Genomic DNA, 19,142 nt, shown 5'->3' on the forward strand with positions numbered 1-19,142 from the left:
CCGTGCTTCAACTCGGCGGTGTGTGGGCGTCGGGTTGACGCGGTGGCGCTGCCGTCCGGCCCCGGCGTCCAGGGCCATCGGCCCACGTCAGACCACCGACAACCGCCGGGGCGCCAACACGCCCCGGTAGAAGGTCAGTTGACCCACTTTAGCCAGTCGACGCATGTTCCACTGGAAAATGCCAGAACTCTCACCCCTCACGCACACGGTGCGTAGCTTCGTGGTCACTCAGCCGTACCCGAGGCGGGAGGGGAGCCCAGGTGCCCGGAATCGACGAGTGTCTGCTGGAAGCCATGAGGCTGCCCGGTGCCCTGGGCGCCGCGGTGGTCGACTGGACCAGCGGCCTGGCGCTGGGCACGGTCGGGGACGCCCCGGGCGGTGACCACGAGACGACCGCGGCGGAGGCGGCGGAGCTGGCGCGGCTCGCGGCGGAGCACCGGGCGTTCGCGCCGGAGGCGGGACCGGACCAGTCAGGGCAGGACCCGCCTGTCGAGGACCTGATCATCAGCAACGTCGACACGTACCACGTCCTGCGGTTCGTGGCGACGAGCTTCGACAGCAGCGTCTTCCTGCACCTGTGGCTCGCCCGCTCCGACGGCAACCTCGCGCTGGCTCGCATTCGGCTCGGCGAGATGGCCGGACGGCTGGTGCTGGGATGACCGTGATCAGCACGCCCGCACCCCGCCTGCCCCTACGGCGCCGATCGGTCGGTCCCGGTGTCTCCCCGATGCTGCGCCGGCTCGCCGCCGAGCGCGCCACCGGCGTACTGCTGCGCGAGCGCGGCTCGCTCCATCTCGCCGACGGCCAGGTCACGTACGCCGAGAGCCCCGAGAGCCCGGGCCTCGACGTGCTGCTCACCACCGGCGGCGTACTGGACACCGAGGTCTGGCGGGAGGCGGTCGCGCGGGCGGGGACGGATCGGCGGGTCGGACGGTTCCTGGTCGACAGCAGCCGGGTCACCGAGGGCGCGCTGGAGCTGTGCCATGTGGCGGCGCTGTTCGACGCGGCGTACTTCGTTCTCGGGCCCTCCGGCGCCCCGGCGCGCTTTCGGTACGGGGCCGCGCACTGGCTCGGACCGGTGCGCCCCGTGCCGGTGGCCGCGCTGGAGCGCGAGACCCTGCGCCGCCGCGAGCTGCTGCACCGCATCTGGCCCGACCCGGCGACGGACACCGCCCCGCTGGTACGGGCAGACCGTGCCGCCGAGCCGCCGGTCCCGGCCCGCCAGCAGGCGGTACTCGACCAGGTGAACGGGGTCCGCACGGCCGCGGACATCTCGTTCGCCCTGGGCCGCCCCGCGTTCCACACCCTGGTCGAGCTGCGCAGGCTGGCCACGGCGGGCATCGTGACGACGGTTTCCCAGCCACCCCGGTCATCCCGGCCATCCCGGGCGGACCCGGCACCCGAGCAGCCGCCTCCCGCCCTCGACCCCGCGTCAGCCCTGCTCACCCAGCCCTCGGCCGACCCCGACGTCGCTCTGCTGCGCCGCGTGAGAGACGCCCTGGAGGCCCTGTGATCCGCGCGCTGCGACAGCGCGCCGAGAGGAGACTGCTCATGGCGGCGGAGGCCGAAGTCCTCGACGAACTCCAGCGGTTACGGGCCCGTGTGCCCCAGCTGACCGGCGCGCTCGCGGCCAGCGTCGACGGTCTGGTCATCGCTCAGGACACGCCCGGCGTGGAACCGGAGGGCCTGGCCGCACTGACCGCCGCCGCGCTGGCCGTCGCCGTGCGGCTGACGGACGCCACCGGGCAGGGCGACCTCCGCGAGCTGCTCGTGCGCGGCATGCACGGCTATGTGGCGACGTACTCGGCCGGCTCCTCGGCCGTACTGACGCTGCTGGCGCAGGACCGGGTCAACGTCGGACGCCTGCACCTGGAGGGGCGCCGCGCCGGGACCCGCATCGGCGAGCTGGTCGACGGCGCGACGGCCTGGGCGACACCGCCTCCGGGTACCGCCGGAGCCAAAGCCCCGTCCCGGGCTACCTCCACGACCACGAACACGACCACTGACAAGTCCGCGCTTCCGACGCACCCCGGCAAGCCCACACGAGCCAGGACCGCACGGGCCACACGGACTGCGCAGCCCACTCAGACCGCACAGACCAACGGGCGGAGCACCAGCCGAACCACCACCAACACCCCTACCACCAGCGAGAGTTGAGAGGACACCACACCATGGCCAACACCGAAACCGCATTGAAGGAAGCCCTCGCCTCCATCGAGGGCGCGACGGGAGCCGCGCTCGTCGACTACACCAGCGGCATGGCGCTGGGCACGATGGGCGGCAGCAAGAGCTTCGACCTCACCGTCGCCGCCGCCGGCAACACCGATGTCGTACGCGCCAAGCTCCGCACCATGGAACACCTGGGCCTGAAAGGCGAGATCGAGGACATCCTGATCACCCTCTCCGACCAGTACCACCTGATCCGCCTGCTCACCGGCCGCGGCGGCAACGGCCTGTTCCTCTACCTGGTCCTCGACTCCAAGCGGGCCAACCTGGCGATGGCACGCCATCAGTTGAAGAAGATCGAGGCGGAACTGGAAGTCTGACGGAACCTCAGATGAACCTCTGAGAATCGGACCCGCAGGCATCCCGGACTCACGACCGGGCAGTACTCCCCCGGACGGATCACCGACCGGGGGAGGTTCTCTTGTCCACCGCGAAATCCACTGCCGACACGCAGTCGCCCGCCGAGGAACCGGGCCTCAAGCGCGCCATCGGCCCCAAGCTGCTGATCCTCTTCGTGATCGGCGACATTCTCGGGACCGGCATCTACGCCACGACCGGCGCCGTCGCGGGGAAAGTCGGCGGCGCGTTGTGGCTGCCGTTCGTCATCGGCTTCGTCGTGGCGATCCTGACGGCGGCGTCGTACGTCGAACTCGTCGGCAAGTACCCGAAGGCGGCCGGAGCGGCCCTCTACACACAGAAGGCCTTCAAGGTCCCCTTCCTCACCTTCATCGTCGCCTTCATGGTGATGGCCTCGGGCCTGTCGTCCGCGAGCGCGGCGGCCCGCGCCTTCAGCGGCGACTATCTCTCCGAGCTGACGGGAGACGCACTCCCGCCGACACTCATCGCGATCTGCTTCATCCTGATCCTCGCCGCCCTGAACCTGCGGGGCGTTTCGGAGTCGGTGAAGACGAACGTCATCCTGACCCTGGTCGAGCTGACGGGCCTGGCGATCATCCTCGCGATCGGCGCGTACGCCGTGCTGACGGGTGACGGAGAACCGTCCCGGCTGGGCGAGTTCGAGGCGAGCGGCACCGGATACGCCCTGATCACCAGCGTGTTGGGGGCCACGGCGCTGGGCTTCTTCGCGTTCGTGGGCTTCGAGGACTCGGTCAACATGGCGGAGGAGACGAAGGATCCCGTACGGACCTTCCCGAGGGCAATCTTCATCGGGGTGGCGGTGACGGGCACGATCTACGTCCTCGTGGCGCTCGTATCGTCACTCCTGGTCGACTACAAGGTTCTGGAGGGATCCAGCGGCCCGCTCCTGGAGGTCGTGAAGGCGGGCGGCGTCGACTTCCCGCACAAACTCTTCGCGCTCATCGCGCTGTTCGCCGTAACCAACTCCGCGCTGATCAACATCATGATGGCCTCGCGCCTGTGCTACGGCATGGCCAACGAACGCATCCTGCCCCGCGGTATGGGCCGCGTCCTGCGCCGCCGTCGCACCCCCGTGGTCGGCATCATCTTCGTCACCGTGCTCGCGATCGGCCTGGTCTCCACGGGCGAGATCGAGGGCCTGGGCGACACAACGGCGTTCCTCCTGCTGTGCGTCTTCGCCGTGGTCAACATCGCGGTCCTGGTCCTGCGCCGCGACCCGGTGGACCACGCCCACTTCCGCACCCCGACGTTCCTCCCGGTCCTGGGCGCGATCACCGCCCTGATCCTGGCCAGCCCCCTGGCCGACCGCCCGGCGGACGTGTACATCCGCGCGGCGGTACTGCTCGCGATCGGCGTGGGCCTGTGGGCGGTGAACAAGGTGGTGCTCCGGGTGCGGGGCGAGGAGTAAGAGGGCTGGAGGCGGCCCCGGCGGCGGAGTCCTGAGCCGGGCCCGTCCTCATGGCCCGCAGCCGCCAACGGCGAGCAACCCCCACAAGAAACCCGCACAGGACAGCCGAGTCGAAACGGGCAGTGCGCGAGTGGAAGACCCCGCCCGGCCGAAGGCCAGGGCGGGCGACCACCCAGCGGCAGCCGCCCCACTACACCAGCACGCCACCCCGACGCCGCGCCCCACCGGGCGCGGCGTCGCCCGCCGCGATACCCGTGGCCCGGTAGGCCTTCACCCGCTTGTCCGCCGGGGCACCCGCCCCACGGCTGAGCCAGTCGACGCGGACCCACAACAGCTCCTCGGAGCCGCGCTCGATGCGGCCCAGCCACGCGGCCTTCAACCGCAGACCGGCCCCCACTCCGGCGAGCAGCATGCCCCCAGCCGCGGGCACCGCGAACGCGCTGCCCAGCGCGGCCAGGAAGGCGAGGAACAGCCACCAGCGATGTCCCCGGCGCCAGTTGCGCGCGGTCACGGCACGGTCCTGGAGGACATCGTGCTTACCCGCACGGGCGGCACCGCCGGCCAGGGCGACGTACCGCTTCCTGCGCAGCAGCGCCACCACGGCCGCCGTGACGAGGAACAGTGCCGCACCCGCGATCACGCCGATCCGACGCCCGGTCACACCCGGCACCAGCACGCCGATGCCCGCCGCGAACACGCCCAGCCACCACAGCGGCACGGCACCGGCCCGTACGACGACGGCCACCCGGGCCAGTCCCTGACCTCCGCGCGTCACCTTCCCGCCTCCTCGTCCTCATCCGAAGGCCCGAAGTCTCTTCGGTAATCTCTCCGGCAGTCTCTTCGGCCGCGCAGGTTAGCGACCGAAGGTGAGACGAGTCTTAACAAGGTCCCTACTCCACGAACAAGCCCCGCGCAGCCGCCCGTCCATCGAATTCCTCCAGCCGCGCCTGCGCGTCCGGAAGGTCGTCGCACATGGCCTCCAGCAGCACCCGCCCGAGCAGCATGGGCGCACAGGCCGTGTCGAAGGCGAGCCCCGTACCGACCGCGGCGGGCAGCAGCAGGTCCGACTCCTTCGCCACCGGCGCGAACGCCGAGTCCGCGACGGTCACCACGGTCAGCCCGGCCTCCTTCGCGTACGCCAGGGTGTCCACGACCTCGCGCGGATGACGCGGCAGCGCGAAGCACAGCAGAGCCGTGGCCCCGGCCCGCACCGCCGAGTCGATCCGGTCGTGGACCATCGTGCCGCCCTCGTGCAGCAGCCGTACGTCCGGATGGACCTTGGCCGCGAAGTACGAGAAGCCGTACGCCTGGGCGGCCGCCGCCCGCAGCCCGAGCACCGGCAGCGGACGCGAGGCCGCGAGCAGCCGCCCCGCCCGCTCCACCGGCCGCGGATCGGCGAGTACGGAGGCCAGATGCCGCAGGTTCTCGATCTCGGCCTCGACGGCCTGCTGGTACTCGTTGTACGAGGCGGTGTCCGCGACCGGCTCCGTGGGCGCAACCTCCCGCAGGTGCTTGCGCAGCGCCGGGTAGCCGTCGAAGCCGAGCGCGACGGCGAAGCGGGTGACGGAGGGCTGGCTGACGCCGGCGAGTTCGGCGAGCTCGACGCTCGACAGGAACGGCACGTCGGCGGCCCGCCGCACCATGCTGTGCGCGATACGCCGCTGCGTCGGCGTCAGCCGGTGCCCCTCGAAGAGCGCCTGCAGCCGCGCGGCAGAACTGTCCGTCACCTTCGCGCTCCTGCCCACGCCCGCCTCTCGGTCCATGCCCGTATCCCTGTCCACGCTCATGCCGTGCTCCCCCTCCAGATGTCCGTGAACCGGTCGAGCAGTACGGCCGCCGCCGTCACGTCGTCCGTGAGCGGCCGGTCGGTCTGGTCCGCGTCGAGCACCGACTCGGCGAGTTCCAGCGCCCGGCCCACGGGCAGCTCCGGGTCCGGCCGCAGCTCACGCTGCCGCAGGGCCCGTACGGCGGCGACGAGTTCGCAGCCGACGACCAGACGGTACGCGTCGCAGGCGCGCAACGTCTGCCGTGCGGCGAGCGAGGCGAAGCTCGCCTGCTCCTCGACGCCCCGGGAGAGTACAGCGTGGCCGAGCGAGGCGGGCGCGGAGAAGGCGCGCAGATCACCGAGGGCGGCCCCGGCGGCGTACTCCAGGATCATCACGCCGGAGGACGCGGGCTCGTGGTCGGCGAGGAAGGGACGCAGCCGGGTGTAGGCGGGCTCGTTCAGCGTCGACAGGCGGGATGTCGACAGGCGTGCGACCTGGGTGAGGGAGAGTCTGAAGTGGTCGAGGGCCAGGGCGAGCCCGGCCTGGTAGAAGCCGCCGTGGTGGTAGGCGGCCATGTCCTCGGCGCAGATCAGCGGGTTCTCGGCGGCGGCGTTGATCTCGACCGTCAGCACCTCTTCGAGGGCGTCGGCGGCGTCGAGCGCGGGGCCGTGGATCTGGGGCAGACAGCGGAATCCGTACGGGTCCTGGATGCGCCCGAGCGGCGGCACCGGGCGGTCGGCGGCGCCGATCAACTCCCGCATGCGGCGCGCCACTTCGGCCGTCGCGGGATGCCGGCGCGCGGCGTGCACGGGCGCCGCGTACGCCTCGTGCGAGCCGTCCACCGCGAGCAGGGACAACGCGGCGACGACCTGCGTGGCCCCGACCAGCCCGCGCAGCTCGTGCAGGGCGAGCGCGGACTGGCCGAGGGTGAGGGCGTTGCTGCTGATGAGGGCGAGGGCGTCGTTGTTGTCGAGGGGCTGCGCCTCGGGAGCGCCCACTCCCGGCCCACTCGCTCCCGGCGTACGCCACCCGGGCTCCGCTTCCCGCCAAGGGTGCTCCCCGGCCAGCGCCAGCCCCACCTGAGCGAGGGCCGCGATGTCCCCGGTGCCCACCGAGCCGAACTCGTTCACGACCGGATACGCCCCGGTCTCCAGCGCCTCGCACAGCGCCGTGACGACGGTGGGCCGCAGGCCCGCGCCGCCCGCGAGCAGCTGGTTCGCCCGTACGGCCAGCATCGCCCGCACCTGCCGCGCGGGCAGCTCCGCGCCGATCGACCCGGCATGGCTGCGCAGCAGCCGCAGACCGTGGCCGGCCGCCGCCTCGGTCGGTACGTCCTCGTTCCGGTTGGCGCCGACGCCGGTGGAGCGGCCGTACACGCGCCCGGTCGCGGCGATCCGCCGGGCCGCGTCCCAGGACTCCTCGACGCGCTTCATCGCCTCGGTGCCGGGGACGGGCCGGGCGGCTCCGTCGGCGAGGCGCACGATGTCCGCGACGCCGGTGCCGTACCCGTCGAGGACGACCAGACCGGGCGTAAGGGCACCGGAGTCCGAGTCGGCGACACCCGGCACGTCCACGATCCGAGACGACATCACGCGCGAACTCCCCTCAAACTCGGACATCCGATCTTGCCTGGCGGTCATCCGTAACCGGCGTTTTACGTCGAGGCGTTGACAACCTATTCAGACACCAAGAACTCTGCATGACGATATGCACGCCGGGCAAGGGACACCACATGATCCAGTTCGATGCGGTCCACAAGCGCTTCCCGAACGGCACCACGGCGGTGCACGACCTCTCCCTGGAGATGCCCGAAGGCGGCGTGACCGTCCTCGTGGAATCCTCCGGCTGCGGCAAGACGACCACTCTGCGCATGGTCAACCGGATGGTCGAGCCGACCTCCGGGACCATCCGCGTCATGTCGATCTCGCTCGTCTCCGTGGCGACCTGCATCGGCGACGGCAGCCTCGGCCAGCTCTTCACCTGATTCTTGCAAGAAGGCCCCGGCGTTCACTCCAGGAAGGAACCGCATCGCGAAACCGGTGACGCGGAGCGTCACCGGTTCTATGGCCGGGCACGGAGTGCCCGCATTGCTGTCCGGCGGAGCCGGGGTATTCGCTCGCGTGTACTGGACGGTCGCGAGGGCGGGTGAAGGTGTGCGAAGTCCGCCCGGTTGTGCGAGGCGCTGCCTAGGTTTGGGGCCGTGAAGCTGGTGGTGCAGGTGAAGCTGTTGCCGTCGCCGGAGCAGGCGGCGGCGCTGGAGGCGACCCTGCGTGCCTGCAACCGGGCCGCCGACCACGTCTCCCGGACCGCCTTCGAGACGGGCATCAAGGACCGCAACGGCCTGCAGAAACTGGTCTACGCGGACATCAAGGCCACGTTCGGGCTGTCGGCCCAGCCCGCGGTGCGGGTGGTGAAGAAGGTCGTGGACGCTTACGGCGCGCTCGCGACGAGCCTGCAAGCCGGGCGGCTGGGCGGTCCCGGGTCCAAGCGGTACCGCAAGGCCACCGGCTCGCCTGTGACCTTCCGGCCCCAGGCGGCGCAGCCGTTCGACGACCGGTGCCTGTCCTGGCAGACGGATGCGCGCACGGTGTCGATCTGGACGGTGGACGGGCGGATGCGCGGCATCCGCTACACCGGCTCGCCGGACCAGCTCAAGACGCTGGCCGAATACCGCAAGGGCGAGTCCGACCTGGTCCAGCGGGCCGGGAAGTGGTTCCTGATCGCGACCTGCGACATTCCCGAACCCGAGGCGCACGAACCGGTGGACTGGATCGGGGTGGACCGCGGCATCGTCAACCTCGCCACCACCAGCGACAACACCAACTACCAAGGACGAGGCCTGAACCGGTACCGGCACTGGCAGGCCCGCAAGCGCGCCGAACTCCAGGCGAAACAGACCCGATCTGCCACCCGCCGCCTGGCCCACCGCACGAAGAAGGAACAGCGTCATGCCACCCACGTGAACCACCGGATCAGCAAGGAGATCGTGTCCGTCGCGCAACGCACCGGTCGCGGCATCGCCGTCGAGGAACTCGACGGGATCCGGAACCGGGTACGGCTTCGCCGCGACCAGCGGGACACCTTGTCTTCCTGGCCCTTCCACCAACTCGGACAGCACCTTGCCTACAAAGCCCGTAAGGCCGGGGTGCCGTTCCTGGAAGTGGATCCGGCCCATACCTCGCAGCGCTGCCCGCGCTGCGGGCACACCGAGCGGGCCAACCGGCCCACCCGGGACCTGTTCTCCTGTCGTCGGTGTGGCCTCGCTGGGCCCGCCGACCACGTCGCCGGGGTCAACGTGCGCCAGCGCGCACGCTCGGCGTGGGTGTTCGTCACCACACCCGTCCCCGCCCCGGCGTAAGCCGGATCCTGGGGAGATGCGACCCGTGACCGTCCCGTCGTAGGGGGCAGTCGGGAGCGCGACAAGGCGTGAACGACCGAGTACACAAGCTCGGCCGTTCACGGCCGAGAAGGTGACCGAGAACCAGGTCCTCAGCTCGCGGCCGTACTCGACGCCGCGGGAGTCAAAACAACCGTCCGCCCGAACCTCGGCACCCGCGAGATCCTCATCCCCGCCATCAAGGGTGGCGACATCGACCTGCTCCCCGAGTACCAGGGCGCGCTCCTCCACTACGTCGACCCCAAGGCGGGGGCCACCGAGGAGGGCGAGATGCAGAACGCCCTCGCGATGGCCCTGCCCGCCGGGCTCCAGGTGCTGCCGTACGGCATGGCCGAGGACTCCGACGCGTTCGTCGTCACCCGGGAGACCGCCGACAAGTACGGCCTCGCCTCCCTCGCCGACCTGAAGAAGCAGAACGGCAAGCTCGTCATCGGCGCCGCGCCCGAGGTGAAGACGCGCGAGGTCGGTGTGGTGGGCCTGGAGGAGGTGTACGGCGTCGAGTTCAAGGAGTTCAAGTCCCTTGATTCCTCGGGGCCGTTGGTGAAGGGCGCCCTCAAGAAGGGCGATGTGGACGTGGCGAACCTCTTCACCACCGACACCGACATCCAGGAGAACCAGTGGGTCGTCCTCACCGACCCCAAGAACCTGATCCCCGGCCAGCACGTCGTCCCCCTGATCGCCGACCGCAGGGCCGACTCGACCGTCCGCAAGGCACTCGCCGCGCTCGGCAACGTCCTCACCACCGCGGATCTCACCGAGCTCAACCGCCAGGTCGACAAGGACAAGAAGGACCCCGAGGACGTGGCGAACGCGTACGCCGAGAAGAAGGGCCTGACGAAGTAGCGGCCGGGGGTACGGCCCAGCGCGGACAGGGGGGCTAACCCCAGTGCCAAGTGGGCCAGGGCTCCTTACGGTAAGGACATGACCGGTATGGATGCCCGCGACGCCGAACTCAAAAAGGAACTCGACGCCACCCTGCACGCGCGCAGGGAACTGGGCGACGAGTACGACTCCGCGCTGGTCGACTCCTTCCTGGAGAAGGTCGAGCAGCGCATGGACGGCGCGATCGAGCGCCGGGTACGACGGCAGCTCGCGGAACAGCAGATGGTGGTGGCCCGGGGCTCACGTTCCCCGCAGGCCAGCGATTCGTGGGGCGAGCGCTTCGGCTTCGGGATCGTCTCGCTGGTCCTCGCGATTCCCCTGTCCGCGATCGGCGGAGGCGTCGCGGACCTGCCCGGCCTCCTCATCGCCTGGACGGGCATCGTGGGTGTCAACGTGGTCCAGGTCGCCCGCCACACCCCACTGTTCGGCCGCCGCGGGAAGAAGTCGGACTCGGACTGGGAAGACTGAGCCTCGTCTTTCAACCGACGACAACCGCAACCATCAATTGAGGGACCCCGACGGCGAGCAACCAGGTCCGCGAGAGCGGCGCCGGTTTAGGCGCAAAGGGGGGCTATTCGCGGGGACCGCCGCACCCCCTGTAAAGGGGGGCGGGACGACGGCGGTCCCCGCGAGGGACGCGGGCCGGGTCAGGGCCGGGCTTGCGCGTCCATGGCGTCCATGGAGGTCCGGGAGCCGCTCCGGAGGTCCTTGGCGCCGTTCGGCGTCGGCCTGAGCGGGGAGCCGCTCCCGCCCTTGCCGACACCCAGAACTGTGCCGGACCCGTGTTAAGCCGGTGCTGCGCGGACGTGACGCGCTCGTACCACTTCCGCGAAGTTCCGCCTGGGCCGCGCGTGCCGGAAGTTCCTCTCCGGCGCGCGCAGTTCACCGGAATTCCTACTGCCGGTTGCTCTTCGCCAGGAAGGACAACAGGTCCTGTCGGCTGACGACCCCGGTCGGCTTGCCCTCGACGAGCACAATCGCCGCGTCGGCCGCGCCGAGTACGGACATCAGGTCGGCCACCGGCTCACCGGAACCGACCTGCGGCAGCGGCGCCGACATGTGCTTCTCCAGCGGATCCTCCAGCGAGGCTGTCTTGCTGAACAGGGCGCCCAACAGCTCCCGTTCGACGACCGAGCCGACGACCTCGGCAGCCATCACGTCCGGGTGTCCGGCGCCGGGCTTGACGATCGGCATCTGCGAGACGCCGTACTCGCGCAGCACCTCGATCGCCTCCCCGACTGTCTCGTCCGGGTGCATATGGACCAGTGAGGGCATGGAACCGCCCGCCTTGTCGCTGAGCACATCGCCGACGCGCGCGCTCGGCCCGCTGTCCTCCAGGAAGCCGTAGTCGGCCATCCATTCATCATTGAAGATCTTGCTGAGGTACCCGCGCCCGCTGTCCGGCAACAGCACGACCACCACATCATCGGGCCCAAGCCGCGAGGCCACCTTCAGCGCCGCCACGACGGCCATCCCGCAGGACCCGCCGACGAGCAGCCCTTCCTCCTTCGCGAGCCGTCGCGTCATCTGGAAGGAGTCCTTGTCGGACACGGCGACGATCTCGTCCGCGACGGTCCGGTCGTAGGCGGTGGGCCAGAAGTCCTCGCCCACGCCCTCCACGAGATACGGCCGCCCGGATCCGCCGGAGTACACGGACCCCTCCGGGTCGGCGCCGATGACCTGGACCCTGCCGTCGCTCGCGTCCTTCAGATACCGCCCCGTACCGGAGATGGTGCCGCCCGTCCCGACCCCGGTGATGAAGTGCGTGATCCGCCCCTCCGTCTGCTCCCACAGCTCGGGGCCGGTGGAGTGGTAGTGCGAGAGAGGGTTGTTCGGGTTGGAGTACTGGTCGGGCTTCCAGGCCCCCGGGGTCTCCCGGACCAGCCGGTCGGAGACGTTGTAGTACGAGTCCGGGTGCTCGGGATCCACGGCGGTCGGGCATACGACGACCTCGGCGCCGTACGCGCGCAGCACATTGATCTTGTCGGTGGACACCTTGTCGGGGCACACGAAGATGCACTTGTACCCCTTCTGCTGCGCCACGATGGCGAGCCCGACACCTGTGTTCCCACTGGTCGGTTCGACGATCGTGCCCCCGGGTTTGAGGGCTCCGCTCTCCTCCGCGGCCTCGATCATGCGCAGGGCGATGCGGTCCTTCACGGAGCCGCCGGGGTTGAAGTACTCGACCTTCGCGAGGACGGTCGCCTGGATACCGGCGGTCACGCTGTTGAGCCTCACCAGCGGGGTGTTGCCGACGAGACTGATCATCGAGTCGTGGAATTGCACCGTTGTCTCCGGAGCTTAAAGAAGTGGTCGGGGTGGTTCCGTCAGAGTAAGCCCCCTACCGGGCGTTCACGCTGTGTTGAGATTGGCCGACAGCCTCCGCGGGGCAAGCAGAGGATGTACGGGTTTGAGGAGGTGGCGGCTTCGCATGTCGAGCTTGTCGAGGGCGAGGGTGGCACGGCGGATCGCGGCGGGCGCGGCGTACGGCGGTGGTGGGATCGGGCTGCTGGGCGCGGCGACGATCGGCCTCGTGCTGGCCGAGGTGCAGCTGGCGAAGCGGCAGGTGGGCAACGGTCACAGTCCGCATCCGCCCAGCGCGGATGGGCTGTACGGGCGTGCGTACGTCGGTGCCGGTGAGCCCTTGCGGCTGACCATGCTCGGGGACTCCACGGCCGCGGGGCAGGGTGTGCACCGGGCCCGCCAGACGCCGGGCGCGCTGCTGGCCTCGGGGCTTGCGGCGGTGGCCGAGCGGCCTGTGGAGTTGCGGAACGTGGCCTTGCCGGGCGCCCAGTCGGACGACCTGGACCGCCAGGTCGGCCTGGTTCTCGGGGACCCGGACAGGGTCCCCGACGTATGCGTGATCATGGTCGGCGCGAACGATGTCACGCACCGTATGCCTGCGACGCAGTCGGTTCGGCATCTGTCTGCGGCGGTACGTCGGCTCCGTACGGCCGGGGCGGAGGTGGTCGTCGGTACGTGTCCCGACCTGGGCACCATCGAGCCTGTCCAGCAGCCGTTGCGCTGGCTGGCCCGGCGGGCCTCGCGGCAGCTGGCGGCGGCGCAGACGATCGGGACGGTGGAGCAGGGCGGGCGGACGGTGTCTCTGGGTGACCTGCTGGGGCCCGAGTTCGCGGCCAATCCCCGTGAGTTGTTCGGTCCTGACAACTACCACCCCTCGGCGGAGGGGTACGCGACCGCCGCGATGGCGGTTCTTCCCACGGTGTGCGCCGCGCTGGGGCTCTGGCCGGCGGAGGAGGAGCGTCCGGACGCTTCCCGCCGCGAGGGGTTCCTGCCGGTGGCCCGGGCCGCCGCGGAGGCGGCTTCGGAGGCCGGCACGGAGGTCGCTGCCGCTATGCCTACGGGGCCGCGGGGTCCTTGGGCGCTGTTGAAGCGGCGGCGTCGGCGGCGGATGCCGGCCAGTGACCCGGCGCCGGCCTCCGGCGGTTGAGCGGTTGGGTCCGGTTGTTGGGTCCCTTCAGCGGAGCGCGCGGCAAAGCAAGCGCTTAGAAAAAAGCGGCCGGGGTCACACGGCGATACCCGTGACCTTGACGGTACGTGCGGGTAACTTTCCTCACAGGCCTGTCAAGTCACACTCGTACGCCATACGCCAATGGAGCCGTAATGCCCGAAGCCGTGATCGTCTCCGCAGCCCGCTCACCGATCGGCCGCGCCTTCAAGGGCTCGCTGAAGGACCTGCGCCCGGACGACCTGACCGCCACGATCATCGAGGCCGCGCTGGCCAAGGTGCCGGCGCTGGACCCGAAGGACATCGACGACCTGATGCTCGGCTGCGGCCTCCCCGGCGGCGAGCAGGGCCACAACCTCGGCCGTATCGTCGCCGTGCAGATGGGCATGGACCACCTCCCGGGCTGCACCATCACCCGTTACTGCTCCTCCTCGCTCCAGACCAGCCGCATGGCCCTGCACGCCATCAAGGCGGGTGAGGGCGACGTCTTCATCTCGGCGGGCGTGGAGATGGTCAGCCGGAGCGTGAAGGGCTCGAGTGACGGGATGCCCGACACGCACAATCCCGTCTTCGCCGACGCCGAGGCCCGTACCGCCGAAGTCGCGCAGAGCGAGGGCGCCGGCTGGCACGACCCGCGGGAGGACGGCCTTCTCCCCGACCCGTACATCGCGATGGGGCAGACCGCCGAGAACCTGGCCCGGCTGAAGGGCATCACCCGCCAGGACATGGACGAGTTCGGCGTCCGCTCGCAGAACCTCGCCGAGGAAGCCATCAAGAACGGCTTCTGGGAGCGCGAGATCACCCCGGTCACCACCCCGGACGGCACGGTCGTCGGCAAGGACGACGGTCCGCGTCCGGGCGTGACGCTGGAGGGCGTCCAGGGCCTGAAGCCGGTCTTCCGCCCGGACGGGCTCGTCACCGCCGGGAACTGCTGCCCGCTGAACGACGGCGCCGCCGCCCTCGTGATCATGAGCGACACCAAGGCCCGCGAGCTGGGACTGACCCCGCTCGCCCGGATCGTCTCCACGGGCGTCTCGGGTCTGTCTCCCGAGATCATGGGCTACGGCCCGGTGGAGGCGTCGAAGCAGGCACTGTCCCGCGCGGGCTTGACCATCGACGACATCGACCTGGCCGAGATCAACGAGGCCTTCGCCGCCCAGGTCATCCCGAGCTACCGCGACCTGAACATCCCGCTCGACAAGCTGAACGTCAACGGCGGCGCGATCGCGGTCGGCCACCCCTTCGGCATGACCGGCGCCCGGATCACCGCCACGCTCATCAACTCCCTCCAGTTCCACGACAAGCAGTTCGGTCTGGAGACGATGTGCGTCGGCGGCGGCCAGGGCATGGCGATGGTCATCGAGCGCCTCAGCTGAAGCCCGTACGGGTAACAGCAGTTGAACCCGGCGTGACCGAAGCGGCCCAGAACCCAGTAACCCCCGGGGCTCTGGGCCGTTTTGTGATCCAATCTCCCCCAGGATGTGACCTATCTCCCTCTGGGGCGTGATTTACGCAGGTCAGAGCTGTCCCTCTGGGAAACTTCGGGCTAAATGTCCTGTCCTTTTCGTGGCGTTACGCACTGACAGGTGGATAGTCCGCCCTTCAAGCTGATGTAGGAAGTCGGGGGTCGACTTTGAACCGGGAGTACGTCAGTGAGCGCCATCCCTCTTGCCCTACTGCTCACCGCGGTCGCCGCCCTGGCCGTGGGCGTCGCCACCCTGCGCGCCGTACTCGGGCTGCGCCGGCAGATCGCGTCCCTGCACACGGAGCTCACCGCGAGCCGTGTGGCGGGCGCGCGCGCCGTCGTGCCCGCGGCCCGCTCGGCCGCCGACACGGACGAGATACGCGCTGCCGTCGCCGAGGCGCTCGCGGAGGAGCGGGAGCGGGAGCTGGCCGAGGCGCGGGCGTTCTGGGCCGCTCAGGAGGCGCGTGACGCCTCGGACGCGCCCACGCTGCTCGGCCTGCCGGACAGCGAACTGTTCCTGCCCCGCCAGTCGGACTTCGCGGGCCTGGACCACCTGGAATCGGTGACGGAGCCCGGCGCCGACGCCGAGGAGTTCGCCGCGGACTCCGCCGAGCTGGCCGCGGCCCGCCGCCGCCACCCCTCACACCCCGACTTCGTACCGGTCCAGCCACCGGCCGTGAACGACCACGAGCGCACGGTCGCCTGCCTGGAGGACCTGGCCGAGTCCCGTACGGAACTGACCGACGTCCGCCCCGGCCCGCTGGGCACACTGGACGTGTACGTCTTCGCCGACGGCACCACGCTCTGCATGACCCCCGGCCACCGCGAGACCGCCGAGCAGCTGGCCACCGCCCTCCAGGAGGGCCAGACCCCGGTCCTCCTCGGCGGCTCCGGAATCTCCGGCGCGTACGCCCTGACCTTCGCCTGCGGCGACAAGAGCGTGTACATCCTGGCGGACCGCGTCATAGCGTCGCTGTAAGGCCCGGTGAGGCCGGGAAGGCCCGCGAGCCCCACACGCGCCGGGAGCGGAAGGACTACACTCCGGCGCGTTTCTGCGCCTCCGCCACGAGCCGCACCGCCTCCGCCAGCTCCGCCTCGTTTCTCAGTACGACAGCCAAATCGTGCCCGGCGACCATGATCTGGTCGGCCGCGGCGAACATCCCCGCGTCGGGCATCTCCCGCAGCGGCCCCTGAGCGTCCTCGATCCGCTGGGCACGTACTGCCAACTCCCTGGCCAGGCCCAGTGCTTCGGCTGCCGCGCCCCTCTGGAGCCGGCTCTGCGGAGCGGCCCGCAACCGGTCGGCGAAATGGTCCACGGCACGGGTCAGGGGGGTCGTATCCAGCACGTCGCGAGACTACGCGCCTTAACCGGACTGTTGCCAACAGGCCAACGCTCAGGCACCGTGACTTGAAGGACCGGCTTACATCCCATGCGTCCGGAGGCGCCGATGTCCCAAGTCTTCTCCGAGGAGACCCATCGCAACATGCTCGCCCGCATCCCTCACTGCACCGGTCGTGAAGTGTCCGACTGGCTGCGCACCGTCGACGAAGGCCCCGCACTCTTCCGCTTCGAGGAGAAGGTCAGCTGGCTCCGCGCCGAGCACAACCTCGCGTACGGCCATGCCAAAGCGATCATTCACGAGTACGACCTGAGGAGGGCAGCGCGCAAACTGCTCTGAGGCGCGCACCAGGGAGAACCACGAGGAAGGGCCCGTGAACCGGAGGTTCACGGGCCCTTCAGCCGCTACCGCCCGGTGGTGGTCCGGGCGGGCGGCCCTGCTAGTCGTCGCCGCTGAAGATGGCGACCAGGCGCAGCATCTCGATGTAGATCCACACGAGGGTCATGGTGAGGCCGAACGCGGCCAGCCAGGACTCCTGGCGCGGAGCGCCGTAGGCGACGCCGTCCTCGATCTGCTTGAAGTCGAGCGTCAGGAAGAACGCGCCCAGGACGAGCGCGAGGATGCCGACGATCGCACCGAGCGGACCCATGCTCCGCAGCCCGCCGTCCGGCGCGATGCCGAACACAACCAGCAGCAGGTTGACCGCCATGATGAGCACGAAGCCGATGGCGATGGTCATGCCGATGCGCGCGTACCTGGCGGTGACACGGATCCAGCCCGCTCGGTAGACGAGCAGGGTGGCGCCGGCGATCGCCATGGTGCCGAGCACCGCCTGGAAGGGCGCGCCCGACCAGCGGCTGTTGAACATCTCGCTGATCACGCCGAGGAAGACGCCCTCGAAGGCGGCGTACGACAGGATCAGCGCGGGCGAGGCCTTGCGCTTGAACACCTGGACCAGGGCCAGGACCATCGCGATGAGCGCGGCGCCGATGGCCAGACCCCAGCTGCTCGGCGAGACCGGCAGCAGGGCCCAGGCGAGCACCGCGCCGACGACGACCGTACCGAGCGTCATGGCCGAACGGGCGACCACGTCGTCCATCGTCATGCGGTCGGCGGCGGGCGGGGCCTGCGGCGGGGCGCCATGCTGGGCGTCCTGCGGGGCGTACGGGGTCTGTGCGTAAGGATTCTGCGCGTACGGGTTGCCGCCCTGCGGGGCGTACGGGGAGCCCTGTGCGTACGGGTTCCCCTGCGTGCCGACAGCGGGGCCCCCGGCCTGCGGCTGGGCGTTGAAGCCCGCGTAGCCGTTGTCGCGGCTGAACCCCCGTCGCGAGAAGACCGGGTTGCTGCTCCTCATTTCACTCCTCCATGGCCACCCTGCGTGGCTCTGGCTCAAGAGTAATGGGTAGGCAAAGGGATGCCTCTAGTACTCGGGGAGGATCTTTCCTCTGTTGTGACCGGGAACGCCAGTGTTCAATCCAGCATTCCCGGCACCGTTACAACGCCGCCACGGGCCCCTCCGGTTCCCCCGATCGTGGTACGACCTGCGTGTCACTCCAGCGGGAAGCCCGTGTAGCACTCGGCGAGGTCCTGTTCGGCCGAGCGGGCGGCGGTGATCCGGTCGAGGCGGGCGAGCTGGATGCGGTCCTCGAAGGGGGTCGCGTCGGGCGAGCGGTGCAGCAGAGTCGTCATCGCGTACGAGAAGCGCTCGGCCTGCCAGACGCGGCGCAGACAGGTCTCGGAGTAGGCGTCCAGGCGCTCGGCCGACCCGGTCTCCTCGAGGTGGACGAGCGCCCGCGCGAAGGTGACGACGTCGCCGACGGCGAGGTTCAGCCCCTTCGCTCCGGTGGGCGGCACGATATGGGCGGCGTCCCCGGCGAGGAAGAGCCGTCCGTGGCGCATCGGCTCGTGGACATAACTGCGCATCGGCGTCACGGACTTCTGCGTGATCGGGCCCCTTTGGAGCTTCCAGCCGTCGGCCGTCTCGAAGCGGCGCTCCAGCTCGTCCCAGATCGCCTCGTCGCCCCACTCCTCGGCGTCCGTGCCCTCGGGCACCTGGAGGTAGAGCCGGGAGACCTGCGGGGAGCGCATGCTCAGCAGGGCGAAGCCGCGGTCGTGGTGGGCGTAGACGAGTTCGTCGTGCGAGGGCGGTACGTCGGCGAGGATGCCGAGCCAGCCGAAGGGATACGTCCGCTCGAAGACCTGCGTGAGCTCCTCGGGGATCGCCTTGCGGGCCACACCCCAGGAACCGTCGCAGCCGACGACGTAGTCGCACTCCAGGACGTCCTCGCGCCCCTCGTGCCTGAAGCGCACGCGCGGGCTGTCGCTGTCCGCCCCCTCCACGGCCAGTGCCTCCGCCTCGAAGAGCAGCGGGCCGCCCTCCTTGAGCTGAAGCGCGATCAGGTCCTTGCAGACCTCCGTCTGCGCGTACACCATCACCGACCGGCCGCCCGTGAGCCCGGGGAAGTCGACACGGTGACGCTTTTTCGCGAACCGCAGCTCGATCCCGTCGTGCCGCAGCCCCTCGCGGTCCATACGCTCGCCGGCGCCGGCCGCGCGCAGCACGTCGACCGTGCCCTGCTCCAGGATTCCGGCCCGCTGCCGATGCTCCACGTACGCGCGGTCGCGGCTCTCCAGGACGACCGAGTCGATCCCCGCGTTGTGCAGCAGCCGCGCCAGCAGCAGCCCGGCCGGTCCGGCCCCGATGATCCCGACGGTGGTACGCATCGGCACGCCCTTTCGCGCTGTTCGTGCGGTAGTGTTCTTTATGTTGTTCGTCTGGTGAAATTTACTTCACCAATTTCTCAGCGTGAG

The 19,142-nt window shown here is 70.2% G+C and carries 18 protein-coding genes and 2 pseudogenes; 13 read left to right on the forward strand and 7 right to left on the reverse strand.

What is annotated here, in order from left to right:
* The first annotated feature begins 260 nt into the window (after positions 1 to 260).
* From ACYVO6_RS02845 to ACYVO6_RS02865, 5 genes are all read left to right on the forward strand, one after another.
* Positions 261 to 659, forward strand: coding sequence for a hypothetical protein (locus tag ACYVO6_RS02845; protein ID WP_189322503.1), 399 nt, complete (start codon positions 261 to 263; stop codon positions 657 to 659).
* Entirely contained in the window at positions 656 to 1,513 is an 858-nt protein-coding gene (locus ACYVO6_RS02850) for a hypothetical protein (RefSeq protein WP_461056847.1), read from the forward strand. Before ACYVO6_RS02845 ends, ACYVO6_RS02850 begins: the two co-directional genes overlap by 4 nt.
* Positions 1,514 to 1,551: 38 nt before the next feature.
* Complete coding sequence (locus tag ACYVO6_RS02855; RefSeq protein WP_461056849.1) at positions 1,552 to 2,157, forward strand: roadblock/LC7 domain-containing protein; 606 nt, start codon at positions 1,552 to 1,554, stop codon at positions 2,155 to 2,157.
* A gap of 14 nt (positions 2,158 to 2,171) precedes the next feature.
* Positions 2,172 to 2,546 (forward strand): roadblock/LC7 domain-containing protein, encoded by a 375-nt coding sequence (locus tag ACYVO6_RS02860; protein ID WP_461056851.1) that lies wholly within the window; start codon positions 2,172 to 2,174, stop codon positions 2,544 to 2,546.
* A gap of 101 nt (positions 2,547 to 2,647) precedes the next feature.
* Positions 2,648 to 4,012, forward strand: coding sequence for an APC family permease (locus tag ACYVO6_RS02865; protein ID WP_461056853.1), 1,365 nt, complete (start codon positions 2,648 to 2,650; stop codon positions 4,010 to 4,012).
* Between the two features lie 190 nt (positions 4,013 to 4,202).
* On the opposite strand, the gene ACYVO6_RS02870 is transcribed toward ACYVO6_RS02865, so the two are convergent.
* The 3 genes from ACYVO6_RS02870 to ACYVO6_RS02880 form a co-directional block, all read right to left on the reverse strand.
* Positions 4,203 to 4,787, reverse strand: a complete 585-nt coding sequence (locus ACYVO6_RS02870; RefSeq protein ID WP_461056855.1) for a hypothetical protein — start codon at positions 4,785 to 4,787, stop codon at positions 4,203 to 4,205.
* A 115-nt stretch (positions 4,788 to 4,902) separates the two neighbouring features.
* Complete coding sequence (locus ACYVO6_RS02875) at positions 4,903 to 5,799, reverse strand: MurR/RpiR family transcriptional regulator (RefSeq protein WP_461056857.1); 897 nt, start codon at positions 5,797 to 5,799, stop codon at positions 4,903 to 4,905.
* Positions 5,796 to 7,367, reverse strand: coding sequence for an aromatic amino acid ammonia-lyase (locus tag ACYVO6_RS02880; RefSeq protein WP_461056858.1), 1,572 nt, complete (start codon positions 7,365 to 7,367; stop codon positions 5,796 to 5,798). The genes ACYVO6_RS02875 and ACYVO6_RS02880 overlap by 4 nt, the downstream gene beginning before the upstream one ends.
* Before the next feature lie 143 nt (positions 7,368 to 7,510).
* On the opposite strand from ACYVO6_RS02880, the pseudogene ACYVO6_RS02885 reads away from it, so the two are divergent.
* From ACYVO6_RS02885 to ACYVO6_RS02900, 4 genes and pseudogenes are all read left to right on the forward strand, one after another.
* Positions 7,511 to 7,693 (forward strand): annotated as a pseudogene (locus ACYVO6_RS02885) (ATP-binding cassette domain-containing protein); the annotation flags it as partial.
* Positions 7,694 to 7,978: 285 nt separating this feature from the next.
* Entirely contained in the window at positions 7,979 to 9,136 is a 1,158-nt protein-coding gene (locus ACYVO6_RS02890; RefSeq protein WP_461056860.1) for an RNA-guided endonuclease InsQ/TnpB family protein, read from the forward strand.
* 138 nt (positions 9,137 to 9,274) lie between these two features.
* Positions 9,275 to 10,018: pseudogene (locus tag ACYVO6_RS02895) on the forward strand (ABC transporter substrate-binding protein); the annotation flags it as partial.
* Between the two features lie 78 nt (positions 10,019 to 10,096).
* Positions 10,097 to 10,525: a hypothetical protein gene (locus ACYVO6_RS02900; protein ID WP_461056862.1), complete on the forward strand. Its 429-nt coding sequence runs from the start codon at positions 10,097 to 10,099 to the stop codon at positions 10,523 to 10,525.
* A gap of 426 nt (positions 10,526 to 10,951) precedes the next feature.
* Here the strand turns inward: ACYVO6_RS02900 and ACYVO6_RS02905 are convergent, their stop codons facing one another.
* A complete protein-coding gene (locus ACYVO6_RS02905; protein ID WP_461056864.1) occupies positions 10,952 to 12,343 on the reverse strand; it encodes a cystathionine beta-synthase in 1,392 nt (463 codons plus the stop codon).
* A 145-nt stretch (positions 12,344 to 12,488) separates the two neighbouring features.
* On the opposite strand from ACYVO6_RS02905, the gene ACYVO6_RS02910 reads away from it, so the two are divergent.
* The 3 genes from ACYVO6_RS02910 to ACYVO6_RS02920 all read left to right on the forward strand — a co-directional run bounded on the left by ACYVO6_RS02910 (position 12,489) and on the right by ACYVO6_RS02920 (position 15,970).
* Positions 12,489 to 13,508 carry an SGNH/GDSL hydrolase family protein gene (locus tag ACYVO6_RS02910; protein WP_461056866.1) on the forward strand — a complete coding sequence of 340 codons (1,020 nt, stop codon included), beginning with the start codon at positions 12,489 to 12,491 and terminating at the stop codon, positions 13,506 to 13,508.
* 173 nt (positions 13,509 to 13,681) lie between these two features.
* Complete coding sequence (locus ACYVO6_RS02915; RefSeq protein WP_461056867.1) at positions 13,682 to 14,902, forward strand: acetyl-CoA C-acetyltransferase; 1,221 nt, start codon at positions 13,682 to 13,684, stop codon at positions 14,900 to 14,902.
* A 285-nt stretch (positions 14,903 to 15,187) separates the two neighbouring features.
* Positions 15,188 to 15,970: a hypothetical protein gene (locus ACYVO6_RS02920; protein WP_461057052.1), complete on the forward strand. Its 783-nt coding sequence runs from the start codon at positions 15,188 to 15,190 to the stop codon at positions 15,968 to 15,970.
* A 55-nt stretch (positions 15,971 to 16,025) separates the two neighbouring features.
* Here the strand turns inward: ACYVO6_RS02920 and ACYVO6_RS02925 are convergent, their stop codons facing one another.
* On the reverse strand, positions 16,026 to 16,337 hold the full coding sequence (locus ACYVO6_RS02925) for a hypothetical protein (protein WP_461056869.1): 312 nt from the start codon (positions 16,335 to 16,337) through the stop codon (positions 16,026 to 16,028).
* 102 nt (positions 16,338 to 16,439) lie between these two features.
* On the opposite strand from ACYVO6_RS02925, the gene ACYVO6_RS02930 reads away from it, so the two are divergent.
* Complete coding sequence (locus tag ACYVO6_RS02930; protein ID WP_033323288.1) at positions 16,440 to 16,670, forward strand: DUF4287 domain-containing protein; 231 nt, start codon at positions 16,440 to 16,442, stop codon at positions 16,668 to 16,670.
* Positions 16,671 to 16,770: 100 nt separating this feature from the next.
* Here ACYVO6_RS02930 and ACYVO6_RS02935 read toward each other — a convergent pair whose 3' ends face one another.
* Together ACYVO6_RS02935 and ACYVO6_RS02940 are read right to left on the reverse strand one after the other, a co-directional pair.
* Positions 16,771 to 17,685: a Bax inhibitor-1/YccA family protein gene (locus ACYVO6_RS02935; protein ID WP_461056871.1), complete on the reverse strand. Its 915-nt coding sequence runs from the start codon at positions 17,683 to 17,685 to the stop codon at positions 16,771 to 16,773.
* Positions 17,686 to 17,879: 194 nt separating this feature from the next.
* A complete protein-coding gene (locus ACYVO6_RS02940) occupies positions 17,880 to 19,055 on the reverse strand; it encodes a 4-hydroxybenzoate 3-monooxygenase (protein WP_461056873.1) in 1,176 nt (391 codons plus the stop codon).
* Between the last annotated feature and the right edge of the window lie 87 nt (positions 19,056 to 19,142).

It is taken from the genome of Streptomyces pseudoechinosporeus (genome assembly GCF_054783935.1).

Excerpts from the sequence above, each read along its gene's own strand:
- ACYVO6_RS02910 (WP_461056866.1), top strand. The coding sequence starts at position 12,489 with ATGTCGAGCTTGTCGAGGGCGAGGGTGGCACGGCGGATCGCGGCGGGC.
- ACYVO6_RS02940 (WP_461056873.1), bottom strand. The coding sequence starts at position 19,055 with ATGCGTACCACCGTCGGGATCATCGGGGCCGGACCGGCCGGGCTGCTG.
- ACYVO6_RS02880 (WP_461056858.1), bottom strand. The coding sequence starts at position 7,367 with ATGTCGTCTCGGATCGTGGACGTGCCGGGTGTCGCCGACTCGGACTCC.
- ACYVO6_RS02875 (WP_461056857.1), bottom strand. The coding sequence starts at position 5,799 with ATGAGCGTGGACAGGGATACGGGCATGGACCGAGAGGCGGGCGTGGGC.
- ACYVO6_RS02930 (WP_033323288.1), top strand. The coding sequence starts at position 16,440 with ATGTCCCAAGTCTTCTCCGAGGAGACCCATCGCAACATGCTCGCCCGC.
- ACYVO6_RS02935 (WP_461056871.1), bottom strand. The coding sequence starts at position 17,685 with ATGAGGAGCAGCAACCCGGTCTTCTCGCGACGGGGGTTCAGCCGCGAC.
- ACYVO6_RS02855 (WP_461056849.1), top strand. The coding sequence starts at position 1,552 with ATGGCGGCGGAGGCCGAAGTCCTCGACGAACTCCAGCGGTTACGGGCC.
- ACYVO6_RS02900 (WP_461056862.1), top strand. The coding sequence starts at position 10,097 with ATGACCGGTATGGATGCCCGCGACGCCGAACTCAAAAAGGAACTCGAC.
- ACYVO6_RS02850 (WP_461056847.1), top strand. The coding sequence starts at position 656 with ATGACCGTGATCAGCACGCCCGCACCCCGCCTGCCCCTACGGCGCCGA.
- ACYVO6_RS02915 (WP_461056867.1), top strand. The coding sequence starts at position 13,682 with ATGCCCGAAGCCGTGATCGTCTCCGCAGCCCGCTCACCGATCGGCCGC.
- ACYVO6_RS02860 (WP_461056851.1), top strand. The coding sequence starts at position 2,172 with ATGGCCAACACCGAAACCGCATTGAAGGAAGCCCTCGCCTCCATCGAG.